This is a genomic window from Rhodococcus (subgen. Prescottella) equi (assembly GCF_003013675.1).
Classification (GTDB): Bacteria; Actinomycetota; Actinomycetes; order Mycobacteriales; family Mycobacteriaceae; genus Prescottella; species Prescottella equi.
This window is the reverse complement of the sequence record NZ_CP027793.1, coordinates 1833074-1849225: the sequence shown is the minus strand read 5'-3', so window position 1 is coordinate 1849225 and position 16152 is coordinate 1833074. Positions and strand designations below refer to the sequence as shown.

General features: G+C 69.3%; 18 protein-coding genes. 6 read left to right on the top strand and 12 right to left on the bottom strand.

Annotated elements, in window-relative coordinates; genetic code table 11:
- Positions 1–36: 36 nt before the first annotated feature.
- A complete protein-coding gene (locus C7H75_RS08810) occupies positions 37–555 on the bottom strand; it encodes a VOC family protein (RefSeq protein ID WP_233281882.1) in 519 nt (172 codons plus the stop codon).
- Between the two features lie 125 nt (positions 556–680).
- Positions 681–1553, bottom strand: a complete 873-nt coding sequence (locus C7H75_RS08805) for a uracil-DNA glycosylase (RefSeq protein ID WP_005514276.1) — start codon at positions 1551–1553, stop codon at positions 681–683.
- 102 nt (positions 1554–1655) lie between these two features.
- On the opposite strand from C7H75_RS08805, the gene C7H75_RS08800 reads away from it, so the two are divergent.
- Positions 1656–2408, top strand: a complete 753-nt coding sequence (locus tag C7H75_RS08800) for an NAD-dependent deacylase (RefSeq protein ID WP_005514277.1) — start codon at positions 1656–1658, stop codon at positions 2406–2408.
- 10 nt (positions 2409–2418) lie between these two features.
- On the opposite strand, the gene C7H75_RS08795 is transcribed toward C7H75_RS08800, so the two are convergent.
- Complete coding sequence (locus tag C7H75_RS08795; RefSeq protein WP_022594989.1) at positions 2419–4212, bottom strand: AMP-dependent synthetase/ligase; 1794 nt, start codon at positions 4210–4212, stop codon at positions 2419–2421.
- Entirely contained in the window at positions 4205–4714 is a 510-nt protein-coding gene (locus tag C7H75_RS08790; RefSeq protein ID WP_044990741.1) for a MarR family winged helix-turn-helix transcriptional regulator, read from the bottom strand. The genes C7H75_RS08795 and C7H75_RS08790 overlap by 8 nt, the downstream gene beginning before the upstream one ends.
- A gap of 102 nt (positions 4715–4816) precedes the next feature.
- On the opposite strand from C7H75_RS08790, the gene C7H75_RS08785 reads away from it, so the two are divergent.
- The gene (locus tag C7H75_RS08785; RefSeq protein ID WP_005514281.1) at positions 4817–5089 is read left to right on the top strand and encodes a hypothetical protein; all 273 of its coding nucleotides are present in this window, start codon (positions 4817–4819) and stop codon (positions 5087–5089) included.
- A gap of 90 nt (positions 5090–5179) precedes the next feature.
- Here the strand turns inward: C7H75_RS08785 and C7H75_RS08780 are convergent, their stop codons facing one another.
- From C7H75_RS08780 to atzF, 5 genes are all read right to left on the bottom strand, one after another.
- Positions 5180–5884, bottom strand: a complete 705-nt coding sequence (locus C7H75_RS08780) for a GntR family transcriptional regulator (RefSeq protein ID WP_022594987.1) — start codon at positions 5882–5884, stop codon at positions 5180–5182.
- A 23-nt stretch (positions 5885–5907) separates the two neighbouring features.
- On the bottom strand, positions 5908–6723 hold the full coding sequence (locus C7H75_RS08775; protein ID WP_022594986.1) for an ABC transporter ATP-binding protein: 816 nt from the start codon (positions 6721–6723) through the stop codon (positions 5908–5910).
- A 37-nt stretch (positions 6724–6760) separates the two neighbouring features.
- Positions 6761–7579: an ABC transporter permease gene (locus C7H75_RS08770; RefSeq protein WP_022594985.1), complete on the bottom strand. Its 819-nt coding sequence runs from the start codon at positions 7577–7579 to the stop codon at positions 6761–6763.
- On the bottom strand, positions 7572–8561 hold the full coding sequence (locus tag C7H75_RS08765; RefSeq protein WP_022594984.1) for an ABC transporter substrate-binding protein: 990 nt from the start codon (positions 8559–8561) through the stop codon (positions 7572–7574). The genes C7H75_RS08770 and C7H75_RS08765 overlap by 8 nt, the downstream gene beginning before the upstream one ends.
- Positions 8562–8729: 168 nt before the next feature.
- Positions 8730–10451: an allophanate hydrolase gene (gene atzF / locus C7H75_RS08760; RefSeq protein WP_106851228.1), complete on the bottom strand. Its 1722-nt coding sequence runs from the start codon at positions 10449–10451 to the stop codon at positions 8730–8732.
- A gap of 221 nt (positions 10452–10672) precedes the next feature.
- Here atzF and C7H75_RS08755 point away from each other — a divergent pair, with 221 nt between their 5' ends.
- Positions 10673–11281 (top strand): DUF4232 domain-containing protein, encoded by a 609-nt coding sequence (locus tag C7H75_RS08755; protein WP_022594982.1) that lies wholly within the window; start codon positions 10673–10675, stop codon positions 11279–11281.
- A 10-nt stretch (positions 11282–11291) separates the two neighbouring features.
- Here C7H75_RS08755 and C7H75_RS08750 read toward each other — a convergent pair whose 3' ends face one another.
- On the bottom strand, positions 11292–12449 hold the full coding sequence (locus tag C7H75_RS08750; RefSeq protein ID WP_044990739.1) for an alpha/beta hydrolase: 1158 nt from the start codon (positions 12447–12449) through the stop codon (positions 11292–11294).
- A gap of 140 nt (positions 12450–12589) precedes the next feature.
- Between C7H75_RS08750 and C7H75_RS08745 the strand changes: the two genes are divergently transcribed.
- Entirely contained in the window at positions 12590–13732 is a 1143-nt protein-coding gene (locus C7H75_RS08745) for a T3SS (YopN, CesT) and YbjN peptide-binding chaperone 1 (RefSeq protein ID WP_022594980.1), read from the top strand.
- A 13-nt stretch (positions 13733–13745) separates the two neighbouring features.
- On the opposite strand, the gene C7H75_RS26200 is transcribed toward C7H75_RS08745, so the two are convergent.
- Positions 13746–13949 carry a calcium-binding protein gene (locus C7H75_RS26200; protein WP_226347494.1) on the bottom strand — a complete coding sequence of 68 codons (204 nt, stop codon included), beginning with the start codon at positions 13947–13949 and terminating at the stop codon, positions 13746–13748.
- Between C7H75_RS26200 and C7H75_RS26195 the strand changes: the two genes are divergently transcribed.
- Positions 13948–14367: a hypothetical protein gene (locus tag C7H75_RS26195; protein ID WP_226347495.1), complete on the top strand. Its 420-nt coding sequence runs from the start codon at positions 13948–13950 to the stop codon at positions 14365–14367. The two genes, C7H75_RS26200 and C7H75_RS26195, sit on opposite strands and share 2 nt — an antisense overlap.
- Before the next feature lie 64 nt (positions 14368–14431).
- The gene (locus tag C7H75_RS08735; protein ID WP_022594979.1) at positions 14432–14929 is read left to right on the top strand and encodes an excalibur calcium-binding domain-containing protein; all 498 of its coding nucleotides are present in this window, start codon (positions 14432–14434) and stop codon (positions 14927–14929) included.
- Between the two features lie 89 nt (positions 14930–15018).
- Here the strand turns inward: C7H75_RS08735 and C7H75_RS08730 are convergent, their stop codons facing one another.
- On the bottom strand, positions 15019–16152 hold the full coding sequence (locus C7H75_RS08730; protein WP_081122426.1) for a zinc-dependent alcohol dehydrogenase: 1134 nt from the start codon (positions 16150–16152) through the stop codon (positions 15019–15021).

Sequence of the window (16152 nt, the reverse complement as noted above, 5' to 3'; positions counted from 1 at the left end):
GTTGGGGCCGGGTGGCCCCGGGGAGGAGCGCCGCGATCAGCCGATCGAGCGCACGGGGTTCGATCCGTCCCAGGTGCGGGCCTGCTCGATGCCGTAGGCGAGCATCTCGCGCATGCCGGCGCTCTGGATGTATTCGAAGACGACGCCCGGCTGCCCGGGCGCATGCACGTATGCGACGCGCGTCCCCGGACCCTCGGCCACGAAGAGTTCGTCGAGTCCGCGGCCGCGGGCGTCGGCGAGCGCTGCATCGAGATCGTCGGTGATCCAGGCGATGTGGTGGGGTCCGACGAGCGGTTCGCCGGCGGAGTTCGCGTACGGCGAGGGCGTCGACGACGTGATCTGCATGAGCTCGATCTGGAGGTCGCCGGTGTAACCCATCGCGACGTCCATGGTCACGACGGTGTCGGCGCCCGCGTAGCGCCCGTTCAGCGTCACGCCACGGAACACCGTCCACGGTCCGACGTGGGCGTGCGTCACCCAGTGGTCGATGGCGGCGTCGAGGTCCGCCACGACATAACCCATCTGAACTGCGGGTTCGGGGACCTCGCGACTCATGCACACCTCCAACGGCATTCGACGTGGTGTGTGATGGTAGCCACCCCTACGGGGTGTGATTCAAGCTGCCGTCCCACTCAGAGGACGTATGCGTCACAGTTGTGCACCGGACGCTCGGAGCGCCGTCAGCGCCCGGAGCCGCCGCAGGCCCAGCCGAGGCCCGCGAGTTCCTGCCCCCGGGACAGGACGTCGTCGATCATCTGCTCGGTCAGCCGTCCGGTGAAGGTGTTCTGCTGGCTCGGGTGATAGCAGCCGATCACGTTCAGCGGCTTGCCGTCCGCTGTGTGCAGGACGGCGATCTGCCCGTGCCCGAACTTGGGCTTCGGGGTGGGGACGGTGCCGCCGGAGCGCCGGACGGCCCCGAGCGTCGCGTCCCAGCCGAAGGCGCCGAGCGCGACGACGGCCCGGGCGAACGGCAGGAGCCGGGCGAACTCGGCGTCGAGCCAGCCCGCGCAGCAGTCCCGCTCTTCGATACTCGGCTTGTTCTCGGGCGGCGCGCACCGTACCGCCGAGAGCATCCGCACGCCGAACAGCTTCTGCCCGTCACCCGCGTGGTCGACCTCGGCCCTGGTCGCGAGTCCCGCCCGGTGCAGCGCACGGAACAGCCAGTCGCCGGCCTGGTCACCGGTGAACATGCGGCCCGTGCGGTTGCCGCCGTTCGCGGCCGGCGCCAGACCCATGATCAGCAGCTTCGCGAAGTCGCCGCCGAAACCGGTGACCGGCCGGCCCCAGTACGGCTGGTTCGCGAACGACGCGCGCTTGGTTTCCGCCGCGCGCTCACGCCACTCCACCAGTCGCGGGCACGCGCGGCACACGCTGATCCGAGCGTCGATGTCGAGGAGGTTCTTCGCGTCGGCTGCCAACGCGACCACGTCCGCCGCCGAGTGGGCCACGGGTGTCTGCTCGTCCGCCGGATCGCCGGGCCAGCCGGTGCCGGGCGGCACCGGAGACGGGAACATTTCCCCCGTGCCGGGGTGCGGCAGCAACTCGCCGGTCATCGGTTCCACGCGCTCGTAGCCATGCGTCGATTCAACCCGATCGTCGCGACACGGCACAGTCGGGTGCGGACGAGCCGGCCGTGGACGCGGACAATCGGCGGTATGACTGTCTCCCCTGTCGACCCGGCAATTCTCGAAGCGGCCCGCGCTGCACGGAAGGTCGTGGTGTTCAGCGGCGCCGGAATGTCCGCGGAGAGTGGCATTCCGACGTTCCGGGACGCGCAGACCGGCTTGTGGGAGCGATTTTCACCCGAGCAGCTCGCGAGCCCGGAGGGGTGGGAGCGCGACCGCGGCCTCGTGTGGGCGTGGTACCAGTGGCGGACCGGCCTGGTGCGCCGGGTGCAACCGAACGCCGGCCACCGGGCCGTGGCCGAGTGGGCCCGGCACACCCCGGTGGAGATCGTGACGCAGAACGTCGACGACCTGCACGAGCGGGCGGGCAGCGAGGTGGCCGCGCATCTGCACGGCAGCCTCTTCGCCCCGCGCTGCGGCGACTGCGGTGCCCCGCACCCGTCCGACGGCGGCCTCGACGCCGAGCCCACCGGCCCGGTGGCTCCGCCGGAATGCACGCGCTGCGGCGGTTCCGTCCGCCCCGGGGCGGTCTGGTTCGGCGAGGCGCTGCCCGTGGACGCGTGGGAGCGGGCCGAGAACGCCGTCGACGAGTGCGACCTGATGGTGGTCGTGGGCACGTCCGGCGTGGTGTACCCGGCGGCGGGCCTGCCGCTGCGCGCAATCGGGTCGGGCGCCACGGTCGTGGAGATCAACCCGCAGGCGACGGATCTGAGCCCGCACGTGCAGTATTCGTGGCGCACCACCGCAGCCGAGGGACTCCCGGCACTGGTCGCCAGGAGCTAGCCGCACGGGTTCAGCGGGAGCGGTAGATGGAGGCGATCTGGTCGGCGAAACGCTCCGAGACGACGTTCCGCTTGATCTTGAGAGTGGCGGTGAGTTCGCCGGACTCCTCGGTGAGATCGTGTGGAAGGACCGCGAATCGTTTGATCGCCTCCGCGTGGGACACGCTCGCGTTGGCGTCGTCCACCACCGCTTGCAGGGCCCCACGGAGATCGGGGTCGTCGGCGAGGTCCGCCACGGTGGCCGACACGGGTTTGCCGTTCGATGCCTTCCAGTTCTCGAACGGCTCGGGATCGAGTGTGAGCAGTGCCCCGATGAACGGCCTGCCGTCCCCCACCACCACGGCCTGCGAGATCAGGGCGTTCGAGCGGAGTCGATCCTCGAGCGGCCCCGGCGAGACGTTCTTCCCGCCCGCCGTCACCAGCAGATCCTTCTTCCGTCCGGTGAGAATCAGGTAGCCGTCGTCGTCGAGTTCACCGAGATCGCCGGTCCGCATCCAGCCGTCGTCGAAGACGTCCACCGTCGCCTCTTCGTTGCGCCAGTAGCCCCCGAACACGACGCCGCCCGCGAGTTCGATCTCGCCGTCCGCCGCGATCCGCACCGAGTTGCCACTCATCGGGCGCCCGACCGTTCCGATCTTCTGCTCGCCCGGCACATTGACACAGTGCGCCGCTGTCGATTCGGTGAGTCCGTATCCCTCGAAGATGGGAATACCCGCGCCCCGGAAGAAGTGTCCGAGCCGGGGCATCAGAGCCCCGCCGCCCGAGATCGCCCACCAGCATTCGTCTCCCATCGCGGCCCGGAGCTTGCGGAACACCAGACGATCCGCGAGCGCGTGGCGTGCCTTCAGCAGGAACGACGGCCCGCCGGCGTCGAGGGACTCGCTGTACTCGATCGCGGTGGACTCCGCGAATGCGAAAGCCGCCCGCGCAATCGGGCCACCCTTGGAGGCGGTGTGCGCCGCGCTGTCCCGCACCTTCTCGAATACCCTTGGCACACCGAGGATCACGTTGGGGCGGAACCTCTCGAACTGCTCGGCGACGGTACCGAAGTTCGACCAGTGCGCCTGGATTCCGCCGGCCTCGAACATGGCCAGCGACACCGCTCGCGCGAGGACGTGCGCGAGCGGGAGGAAGGTGAGCATGCGATTCCCCGGCCGCGCCACCTCGCCGATCGACGCGACGAGGATTCCCCGCACCTCGGACAGGAAGTTCCGGTGCGTGAGGATGCACCCCTTGGGCCTACCGGTGGTCCCCGAGGTGTAGACGAGCGAGGCGAGATCGTCGGCGCTCACCCCCGCGATCCGCTGCCGCACGACGTCGTCGGCCAGGCCGGCGCCCTCGGCGATCAGCTTCTCGACCGCCCGATCCTCGATCTGCAGAACTCGGGTGAGATCCGGTCCGGCATCCGCGAATCCCGCGGCGTGCTGCGCCCGCTCGACGATCGCCAGGACCGCTCCGGAGTCCTCCACGATCCACTGGACCTGTTCGGGCGACGAGGAGTCGTAGATCGGTACGGACACCGCGCCGGCGGCCCAGATCGCGAAGTCGAACAGGGTCCACTCGAATCGGGTCGCCGAGAGCAGAACGACGCGGTCACCCGGCGCAACCCCGGACGCCACCAGCCCTTTCGCGACGCCGGTGACCAGGTCCGCGAACTCGGCCGCGGTGACGTCGACCCACTCGTCTGCGATCGGCCGCGAGAACAACACGCGCTGCGGACTGCGGCGCGCGTGTTCGAAGACGGTGTGGACGATCGATTCGTCTGCGCCGATGGTGAATCGGGATCGGGCGCCGTACTCACGCATGTGCGTCATCTCCATCTCGCTGGAAGGGCTCGGCGAGCGGCGTCGGCGCCTGCGCTGTGCGGAACCGTCGCAGGATGCTCGCGAACTGGGAAATTTCGGTCGGTGACCAGCCGTCCACCCGGGCACGGACCTCGTCGAGACGCCGGCGGTCCGCCGATGCCAGTACCGCGGTGCCCTGGTCCGTCAGGTGAAGTGGATAGCCGGCCCGGAGCGGGCCGACCTCGGATCGCACCCAGCCCGAGTCCAGGCACCCACGAAGCTGACGCGAAACGGTCGAACGATTGACGCCGAACGCGTCGGAGATATCGGTGGCGCGGCAACCGGGATTGCGCGCGACGAACGAGAGGACCGAGTGCTGGGCGAACGACGGACCGCCCTGAGGTTCACGTCCTCCGGCCACCAGTTCGCGCGCCAGTTGGACCAGTTCGGCGTGCACCGCCGCCACCTCGTCGGCCGTCGTTTCCTGTTGCACAGTGCAACTGTACGCCGCCCCTCGTGCCATGCATCGGCGGTGTACCGGACGTAACGTATAGACCGCTTCCGCGACTAACTATGTACAGCGTCGCAGCGGCGGCCCTGCGCGCACGAGACCAAAGGAGACGATGTGTCCGTTCAGACCGAATCGTTCGCCATTCACGCCACCGGGTCGACCGGAGATGCAGACACGGCCACGCTCGACCGCCTCGAGCAGGAGATTCTCGACCTGGACGCCGCGATCCTGGAAGCCGTTCGACGCCGCAGCGACCTGGCGCGCAGCCTCACACCGGTCGCCGTCACCACGCAGGCCGACGGCTCGTCCCGGTTCGACGACCTGGGCCCGGACGGATCCGTCCTCGACCGCATGTTGGCTCGCCTGGCGGCCGCCGAAGCGCAGTAGGAGACACCCCGAACGCACCACGAGCCGCCTTCCCTCCCGTGACTTCCGTCACGCGAGGAAGGCGGCTCGTCTGTGTTCGGACGACGGCCGTCAGCGCCGACCGTGCAGTGCGTGAGCGGTGATCGCCCGCACGGCCCGTTGCTCGACGACGTCCAGCGAACCGCCCACGTGCGCGTGCAGCGCCGCAAGAGCCCCGGAGAGTTCCCCGTCCAGTATCCGTTCGACGATCTCGAGGTGCTCCGTGACCGTCGCGTCCACGCGCTCCGGTGTCTGGTAGTCGTACATCCGCACCAGCCGGATCTGACTGTTCACTGTCGTCAGTGCCCGTGTGAGCGCCGGATTCCCTGCGGCGGTCGACAGGTCCACGTGGAACTGCTGGTCCAGTTGGACGATGTCGGGTGAGGGCTCCGGAGGATCCGCTTGCAGGTCCAGCCATCGTCGGCGGACCGCCTCGAGTAGCGGCCGGTCGATCCGTAGTTCGGAGTTCGCCGGCTTCTCCAGATGCCGGGCTATCCCCCGTAGTTCCAGCGTGACCCGCAGTTCGTACAGGTCCCGGATCGAGTCGAGGTCGGGGAACAGCGGGTAGTAGCCGTCCTCGCGTCGGGTCACGATGCCGTCCGAGTGCAGCCGGACGAGCGCCTCGCGCAACGGCGTCCGCGACACCCCGAGCGCCTCGCACAGCCGACCCTCGACCAGGCGTGCATGCGCAGGGAGTTGCCCGCTCATGACCTGCTCGCGCAACTCCCGGTACACCCGCTCGCCCAGCCCGATGACAGATTCTCCGGCGGTGGTCATGTCCTCTCGCCTACCTCTCCCCGTCAGTGGATCGATTCGTGGACCATCGCCGCGATGCGACGCTCGAGATCATTGAACGCCACCGACGTGACGTCGCGGTCGGAGCCCAGATCGATGTCGACGACGTCGCGGACGTGGCCGGGCACGCCGTGCGACGCGCCGCCGGTCATCACGACGACCCGATCCGACAGGTACACCGCCTCCTCGATGCTGTGCGTGACGAAGATGACCGTCGTCCCCTCGGCCCGCTGGATCCGGGCCAGCTCGCGCTGGAGAGTGGTGCGGGTCAACGCGTCGAGGGCGCCGAACGGCTCGTCCATGAGCATCACGGCCGGATTGTTGGCGAGCACCCGAGCGATCGCCACTCGCTGCTGCATGCCGCCCGAGAGCTGGTGCGGGTACTGGTCGGCGAACCGCTCGAGCTGCACTGCGCGGATGTACTTGTCCGCCTGCGTGTTCGACTCCGCACGGCTGAGGCCACGCTGCCGCGGTCCGTAGGCGACGTTCTCACGGACCGACATCCACGGGAACAGTCCGTAGTCCTGGAAGACGACGCCACGATCGGGTCCCGGGCCGGCGACCGGGATGCCACCGACCAGAAGTTCTCCCCCGCTGTGCGATTCGAATCCGGCGAGCATCCGCAGCAGCGTGCTCTTGCCGCAGCCGCTCGCGCCGACCAGGCACACGAACTCACCCGACTCGATGGTGAGGTCTACCCCGGCCAGCGCCTGCACGGCCGCCGGGCCTTCGCCGTACTGCTTCGCGAGATCACGGATGACGATGTCGGCGGCCTTCGTCGCGGCGGGATTCGTACCGGGATCCGCTACTGCGTTCGACATGATGATGGTCCTTTCGTCGTGGGAAGCGTGCTGCCGGTCAGGACAGTCCGGGGCGTCCGCGGGTCGCGACCCGCAGCAGCCACCCCATGAAACGGTCGGTGACGAAGCCGGCGAGGCCGATGAAGACCATGCCCGCGATGATCAGGTCGGTGCGGCTCATGTCGCGAGCCTGGGTGATCATGGCGCCCAGTCCGGTCGAGATGCCCACGGTCTCGCCGACGACGAGGACCACCCACGAGAGGCCGAGCGCGATTCGCAGGCCGCTCGTGATGCTCTGCATGGCACTGGGAATCACGATCTTGTAGAGCGTCTTCGCGTTGGGGGTGCCGAGCATGGCCGCCGCCTCGAGCAGTCGCGGTGGCACCTGCGCGACGCCGACGGTCGTGTTGAGCAGGATCGGGAAGAACGCCGCGACGAAGATGAGGAAGATCGTGGAACGGTCGCCGTAACCGATGATGAGCAGCGTCAGCGGGGCCCAGGCCGTCACCGGGATGGGGCGCACCAGATTCACGGTCGTCTCGAGGGCCCGGCGTACCGGGCCGAAGCGTCCCATCAGCACGCCGAGCGGGATGGCGAGTGCGGCCGCGAGCAGGAACCCGTTGAGAACGCGCAGGGTGCTCGCGGCGAGGTGACGCCACAGGGATCCGCTGTAGGCGTCGTCGTGGACGCCGCCCACCGCCACGTCCCACATCCGACCGGCCACTTCGCCGGGCGGTGGCAGGAAACGCATCTGGATGCCGAGCGGGAGAGTCCATCCGAAATGGACGCCGAGGCTCCAGAAGCCGGCGAGCAGAACGAGCGCGGGCAGGCCGTAGAGGACGGCGGCCTTCTTCTTCACAGTGGTTGCGTCAAGCATCTGCGGACTCCTTCAGGAACGAGTCGTCGACGAACTCGCCGAGGTCGGGCTCCACGGGGATCTGTTCCAGCACCACCATCTGCCGGGTCAGGGCGGCCACCTGGCTGCGGTAGTCGGCCGACAGATCCGATCGAGGCCAGATGTTGGCAATCGCGGTCGCCGCGACGGCCGGGTTCAGGCCGAACTCCTCGACCACACCGCCGTGCCACGCGTCGCGATCGGCGTCCATGAACTCGGCCGTCCGGACGTGGGTGTCGACGATCTTCTGCACCAGTTCGGGTTTGGCGTCGATCGTGCGCTGGGTCGTGGCCAGTCCGATGTTCACCCGGCCCACCGGGGTGTCGTACGGCGAGACGAGACTGTGCGCGCCCGCCTCGATCGCGGTCGCCGGTCCCAGTTCCGCCGAGGCGAACGCCGAGATCTGGCCCGTGGCGAGGGCTTTCGCCATGTCCGAGAACGGGAGGTTGACCAACTGGACGTCCCGGCCCGGGTCGAGGCCGAGGCGTGCGAGCGTCAGGCGGAGCAGGATCTCCTGCGAGGAACCGAGCGGGAATCCGACCTTCTGCCCCCGCAGGTCGTCGACCGACTCGATACCCGGTGCCGCGACGATACCGGTGCCCCCGTCGGCCGCCGACGCGACGAGTCGAACATCCTGTCCCGCAGCCGAACCTGCCAGGAAGGCGGGAACGCCCGCGACGCCGAAGTCGATGGCTCCACTGACCAGGGCGTTCTTGATGTCTGGCGAGCTGTCGAACACGACCACATCGACCGCAGTGCCCTCGGGAGCGAAGCGTTCGTAGAAGAACGGGTGAAACAGGTGGGGCTGCCCCCGCAGCGTCCCGACCTTGACGACGTCGGCCCGATCGCCGCCACCGGCGGGCCGGGCCGCGAACGTGGAATCGATGTTGCTACATGCCGTCGTGAACAGCACCGCTATCGCGGCAGCGACGATGGCGAACCACCGGGGCGGGCGAAGGGGCATGGGGGCCTCCTGGGGATCGAGATGATCGAAATGCACTGCAGCGAGCCGGTATACGACGCTGTATCCGCTCACGAATACTGTCGTTCGGCGCGATTACGCGGTGTGGTCCGCATTGTGTTCGCAGTGTTAACGATCTGCCCTGGAGGCCCCGACCGCGTTACCTCGGCGTCACGCGGGGATGCCCGCGAGGAACGCGCGCCAGCCGCCGAACTCGGTGATGTCGGCTCCCGTCGCCGCCGCCGCGGGGGTGCAGGTGAAGCCCACGGCAGGGGTTCCGTCGGCAAGGGTCATCGCCGTCAGCGCCATCGGTTCCGGGAGCGCAGCCAGGAACGTGCCGAGTCCGGCGCGCGAGATGCGGTACAGCTCACCCGGAAGCGACCGTCCCGCTCCGCCCTCGGACACCCGCACCAGACCGGGCTTGGGCGGCTCGGAGTCCAGTCGCACCATGAGGTAGTCGTCCGTGGTGGCGACGGCCCGCTCGAATCGCGCTCCCAACGCCTCCAACTGGTGGTGCAACGGCTGTCCCTGCAGGTGTGCGCCGAACACCGCCAGCCGCACGCCCTCGTCCGGAGCGACGACCGCGGTCTCGCCGGCGACGATCCGGGCGGCCACGTCGAGCGCGATCTGGTCGCCGAACGCCGGCGTCACGGTCATCACACCGAACGACTCCCCGGGCTCCCCCGGCGCCGGAACCGCGACGGATGCCAGGTCGAGCAGGTTGCAGAAGTTGGTGAAGGTGCCGAGTCTGCGATTGATCTCGACCGGATCGGCGAGCACGTCGTCGACGAGAGGATGCTCGGTCGTCGTGGGTAGCAGCAGCGCGTCCACGCCGCCGAACAGTTCGGCGGCGAAGTGCTTGGCCGTCACCAGAACACCCGTGTCGCGGACGAATTCGTGCGCCGCAGGCTCCGCCGATCCCCGGACGATCGCCGCGACCGTCGGGTCCAGCGCCGCAGTGGGGTTGGCGGTCACGAACTCTCCTACCGCGTCGAATCGTTCCGCGACCAGGGCGCCATCGTAGAGCAGGCGCGCGGCTGCGAGCAGCGGGGCGATGTCCAATCGCACGATGTCGAGACCGGCATCCTCGGCCTGTGCCACGGTCGCCGCGAAACTGCGGCGGTAGCTCTCGGAGAGCACGCCCAGCTGGTCCTCGACCGGGACCCCGATCCGAGGACGGAGCGGGGCCGCGAGCACGACGTCGGCCGGCCATGCCCGACTGCGGGGATCGTCGACGTCGGGGCCGATCATGATCGACACCGCTAGCCCCGCGAGGCTCACCGTCGGTGCCAGGACGGTGACGCAGTCGAAGTCGGCGCACGCCGGCACCACGCCCCGCGTCGGCACCAGTCCGAGCGTGGGCTTGATACCGACGACACCGTTGAACGCAGCGGGCACGCGCCCCGAGCCCGCAGTGTCGGTGCCGAGGGCGAAGTCCACCAGTCCGAGCCCCACCGCGGCCCCGGACCCCGAACTCGAACCACCGGACACCCGGTCGGGGTGGTGCGCGGCACGCACGACGCCGTACGGACTGCGGGTGCCGACCAGTCCGGTCGCGAACTGGTCGAGATTCGTCTTGCCGACGAGCACCGCGCCGGCGGCGACGAGCCGGTCCACCGCGGGTGACGACACGTCGGGGACGTAGGCGAACTCGGGGCAGGCCGCCGTGGTGGGCAGCCCGGCCACGTCGATGTTGTCCTTGACGGCGAACACCGTGCCGGCGAGCGGCAGCGATTCCCCTTTCGCGACTCTCCGCTCCACCGCGGCGGCGTCGGCGAGGACGTCCGACTGGGGCCGCAGGTGAATCCACACCTCCGGGCGGCCGCACTCGGCGATGCGCGCGAAGGCCGCCCGTGCGCGTTCGGTGGGGGTGCTGGCGTCGAATGTCGTCATCGTTGGCCGCTTTCTCGCACGGGCCGCGCAGGGCGGCCCAACCATGTATACGTCGCCGTATACGCTAGGTGACCTGCTGTTACAGGCGGGCTACACGACGTGACGATCAGATGTCCGATCGTGACCGGCCCGGCCGGCCGTTCCGCGAGCCGATCTGCGGGGACTGCGCCCGCGTGCGATATTCACAGGAATCGAACCGACGACTGCCAGGAGTGCGTGCGATGTCCCGAAACCCCGTCCTGATCCGCACCCTCGGCGCCGTCGGCATCGCCGCCCTGCTCACCACCGCAGCCTGCGGCAGCGACGAGAGCGGCACCGCGGACGCGGTTCCCACCGCCGCCGCGTCGGTAACCGCTGCCGCGTCGGTTACCGCTGCCGCGGCGGCCGCCACCGCGCCGGCCCAGCAGGCCGGTTGTGCCGTGAGCGAGCTGCGCCTGACCCTCGGACAGGGCCAGGGTGCCGCCGGGTCGACCGAGCTCCCTCTCGTCTTCACCAACGTCGGCGGACGGACGTGCGCGCTCGACGGGTTCCCCGGTGTCTCCTACGTGCAGGGCGGCGCCGACGGCGCTCAGGTGGGGGCGGCTGCGACCCGCTCCGGAGAATCCGCCGGAGCCGTCACGCTCGCCCCGGACGCCACCGCCACCGCGATGGTGCGCGCGGTCGAGGTGCAGAACTACCCAGCGGACACCTGCGCGCCCACCCCGGTCGCGGGGCTGCGCGTGTACCCGCCCAACGACACCGGCTCGATCTTCGTCCCGTACGCGACCACCGGGTGCTCGAAGACAGGTGACGGCCTGAACCAGCTTTCGGTCCAGGCCGTCACCGGCTGATCGGGTCGCGTCAGGACAGGCCGAGCGCCTTCGCGAGCGTCGGCCACGACTTGGGAAGCTGGAGACGCCAGTAGTCCCACGCATGGACCCCGGCACCCGCGTAGTCGACCGTCACCGGGATGTCGAGCTGTTCGAGACGCGCCTGGAAGATCCGGGTGCACACGTTCGTGGCGGCCTCGATCGCTCCGCCGAGGTACAGCCGGCGCGCATCGTCCGAGCCCTCCTCGAACTCTCCGGGCAGCCCGTTCGACACCGACAGGTAGATCGGCTTGCCACGCAGCTGCTCGGCGTTGCGAACGGAGTCGTGCGACAGCCACTCGGGTCCGTCCGGATCCGACCACATGTTGGTCGGGTCGCCGCCCTGCGAGGTGACCGTGGTCTGCAGGACCAGCCGTCCCAGCGGATCGCTCGTCGAATAGCAGCCGCTGAACGCCGCGACACCGCGGTAGAGCTCGGGATGGCGGTGAGCGAGCATGACGGCGGACTGCGCGCCCATGGAGTTGCCGGCAATCGCATTGACCCCGTTGGTCTTCAGCTTGGCGTCGATCAGTCCCGGCAGTTCCTGCGTGAGGTAGGTCTCCCACCTGTTCAGGCCGAGCTTGGGATCGATCTCGTCCCAGTCCGTGTAGAGGCTGGCCCGTCCGCCGTTGATCAGGACGACGTTGACGTCCTTGTCCGCGAAGAACCCCGGCGCGCCACCGAGTCCCGCGCTCATCCAGCCGCTGCCGTTGTTCCGGGCACTCACGCCGTCGAGCATGTACAGCGTGGGGCGCGGCGCCGACCGGTCCGCCGGCAGCAGCACCTGTACCGTCACCTCCCGGCGCAGCGCCGGCGACGCGATCGTGAGCTGGACGGCCTGGTTCGACAGCGGCTTCTCACCGACGATCGCGGCGGTGGTGATGTCGTCGCGCACCGCGGGCGGCGGCCCCGGGTCCTCCTGCAGCGACTCCGGGATCGACGACCCCGAGCTGACGCTGCCGGCGCCCGAGCTTCCGGTGAGGCTCCCGAGGCTTCCCAGGCTTCCCGAGCCGAGACTGCCGGAGGCGCTCCCCTCGCTCGGTGCCGCCGTCGCGGTGCCTGCGGAGAGAACCAGCGCCATCGCCGCCGCTCCCAGCCCCGCCACGGAACCGGCACGGGCTCCTCGCCACTTTCGAACGCCGACGCGCATTACATACCTCCCAGTATCGAACTCGATTCGGCACACTAGGCGAAGGAGCGGACAAACCCACATTCGGCTCCGATCAGTCGGGACGGGGCCCCCGGACCGCCGCTTCGATTTCCACTCGACGGGCGCGATACCGTATTGCTGTGTCCGAGTTCTCGAACAGATCTGCCGGAAACGACTTCGATCGCGCACTCGACGACGCTTGGGGTTCCTTCCGTTCACGCCTTGCCGACCGTATTGCCACAGCATCCGTCGACGACCAACTGGTACTCGAGACCAGTTCCGAGACGGACGACGCCGACGGTCGCCTTCCCTTCGTGCAGTGCCGGGTGACGGCCGCCCCCGGTGACCCGCTCGTCCGCTGCGAGATTCCGACGGACCTCCAGTTGCCGCCGCGACGACGGCTGTCCGGCACCGATCGCGCACGCCTGCTCGACCAGGGCTGGATCCAGCCCGACCCGGTCGAACCACCTCTGCAGTTCGAGGACTTCGACATCGGCGACGAACCCGCGCTCCTCGTCGAGAAGGCGTCGCGGTGGGCGGATCAGCTCGCGGCGATGATCGTCGCGGTCTTCCGGGACACATGGGACGTTCCGCACCCCAGCTTCCTGACGCTGCATCATCTCGGTGCGGACGCCGAACCCGTGCCCGGGGAGACGCCCGATCCGACGCCGCGCCCCGCTCCCCTCGATCGCTACCTGGCGATCCGGCCGCGCGACACGGACCATCTGCGCGAGGTGATCGCCCGGACCGTGGCGGACATCCTCGGCCACGAACCCGAACGCGATCAGGACGGCGACATCGTGCTCCGGTTCGGCGCGGCCCTCGCGTTGGTGATCGCGAACGAGGCCGCGCCCGAGATCCAGCTGTGGGCACCCCTGGTGCGCGACATCAGCGGACGGACCCGCGCCGCGGAACTCGTCACCGACCTCAACCGCCGCTGGCCGTACCTGCGCTTCGCACTGTACGAGGACCGGCTCCGGGTGATGATCGACATGCTCGCCGACCCGTTCGTACCGCAGCATCTCGCCGACATGATCGAACACCTCGGCGACTTCCTGAACGGGGTCGACGAGGAGTTCGCGTCGCACTTCGGAGGCGTCCTGCACTTCCCCACGGCGCCGTCACAGGCGACCGTCGGCGATCCGCCGCCGACGCCGGCCGAAACTCCGGCCGAGGCTCCGGATCCGCGTCGAGACGAGTTGCCCGACAACAAGACCGAGCGTCCTCGGCCGGTCGAGGAGCCCATCCAACCGTCACTGTTCGACGATCTCGACGACCAGTAGGGATCCGCTGCCGTCAGCAGGGGTTCGGTTCGCCGATCTTCACCACGGACAGCACGGCATCACCCTCACCGATCAGCGCACCCACGGCGGGGGTCTGACCGACGACGATCCAGTTCGAGTCGACGACCTGGTTGCGCCCCTTACCCGAGGCATCTGCGCTCCGGGAGAAGAAGACGCCGTGCTCCTGGATGAGGTCCTGCGCGTCCTGGAGATTCATGCACATCACGTTCGGCATGGGCACGAGCGTCGGGGCGGAGACCGACGCCGGTGCAGACGCCGGGGCAGGCACCGTCGGGGATGGGACGACGACCGAAGCGGACACCGGCGGCGCGAGCGATGTGGCCGGCGCGGCGACAGTGGCGGTCGTCGTTGCCTGCACCGCCGCGGTCGTGTCGTCCGACGACCCGCAAGCCGAAAGCGATCCGGCGACAGCCACGCCGATCCCGAGCGCTACCGCCACCCCGACGCTCCTATTTCCGCGCACGACACGAACACCTGACGTTGTCATCGAAAGCTCCCCCGGATCCGACCACCGATCCGGTGGCGCGTTTTGGTCAACGGCCGAAGTTATACCCCAAGGTTCTGGCCACGCGTCGCAATACCCCGAACAAACCAACCGAAAGGTTCTACGGTAGACAGTCCTGTCACATCATCACGACGCCGTGGACTCCCACGGCATCTTCCACGAATCGAGTTCCCATGCGTATTCGCACGCTCACGATCTCTCTCGTCGGCTGCGCCGCGGTTTCCGTCGCTGCACCGGCGATCGCGTCGGCATCGACAGTTCACGACTTCCTGCCGCCCGCAGTCGCCAATGCAATCCCGCAGTTCGTCGCCGATGCTGTTCAGCCGCTGCTTCCGCCGGCACCCGTCATGCGCGCCGGAACGATCCAGGACTTCCTGCCGCGCGAGATCGTCGGTCTGATCCCCACGGGATCCGCCGACGCGCTCGGTCCGATGCTTCCTCCGGTCGCCGCACCGCCGCTCGCAGCGCCGGCTCCCGCCCCAGCCCCTGCTCCGGCTCCGGCCCCGGCCCCGGCTCCCCAGGCAGCGCCCGCCCCGCAGACGCCGCGCCCGCAGGTCGGCTACAAGAACTGCACCGAGGCACGCAACGCCGGCGTCACGCCGATCTACCGCGGGCAGGCCGGATACGCACCGCACCTCGATCGCGACAACGACGGGATCGCCTGCGAGTAGCACCGCTCGTCCCGCGCGCAAACTGACCCGACGCGCGCTCGATTGCGCGCGCGGGAGACGAATTCGCGCGCGGGACGGAACCGGAACTGTCAGGCGACGCTCATGGTCGGGGTGATCACGATGTTGATCGGCCGTTCCTCGGGGTGATCGCCGCGGAGCAGTTCGATGCCGTACTCGAGGCGATCGAACCCGAGGACGTGGGTCCGCATGCGGCCGAGCGGGAAGCGGCCGGACGCGACGATACCGGCCGCCTGCTGGTACGACTGGACGCTCGACCCCCCGCACCCGATCAGCCGGATGTTCTTGAGTGTCAGCAGATCGATCGGGAAGTTCTCGATCGGCCGGGTCTTCAGTCCCGCCGACACCACCGTGCCACCGGTGCGGACGATGTCGAGGGCGTCGAGCAACGGGCCGGTCGCGTGCGGCGACGTGTCGAGCACGACGTCGAATCCGCGCCCACCGGTCGTCAGGTGCGCCGCGTCCCGCAGGTCCTCGGTCTCCACGTCGACGACGACGTCGGCACCGAACTCCTTTGCGAGATCCAGCTTGTGCCGATCCCGTGACAGTCCGGTCGCGAGGATCGTGTCGGCGCCGGCGGCCTTGGCCGCGACGACGGCCGCCAACCCACGCTGGCCGCAGCCGAGGATCGCGATACTCGTCCCGATCGTCGTACCGGGGGTCGTCACCGCCCAGTCGATCGCGGCAGCCAACGGATTCCACAGCGTGGCGTCCAACGGGTCGGTGCTCTCCGGGAACGGGTGCAGAATCGCGTTCGGGTGGATGTAGACGTGCGTCGAATACCCGCCCCACAGCGCCGGCGCGTGCCGGGTGGGGATGTACCCGTACGCATTCGGGCGGAACGGCCAACCGGCGCAGCGGATGATCGCGCCCTCCCGGCAGGCATCGCACCGGCCGCACCCGAGGAACGGGTTGACCGCCACCCGGTCACCGACTCGCACCCCGTCCGAGCGCGCGCCGACGCCGACGTCCTCGACGATGCCGACGATCTCGTGACCGTTGATCCGCGGGAACGGCGACACCCCGGGTTCGTATGCCGAGTGCTTCACCTCCCACGAATCGATGTCGCTGGCGCACAGCCCGTTCGCCTCGACCCGCAGTAGCGCCGCACCGGGCTCGAGGACCGGAAGCGGGAACTGCTCGAAACGCACCTCACGCGGACCGGTCTGCACCAGCGCGGTTGCCCTCGACGGCGTGGACGCCAT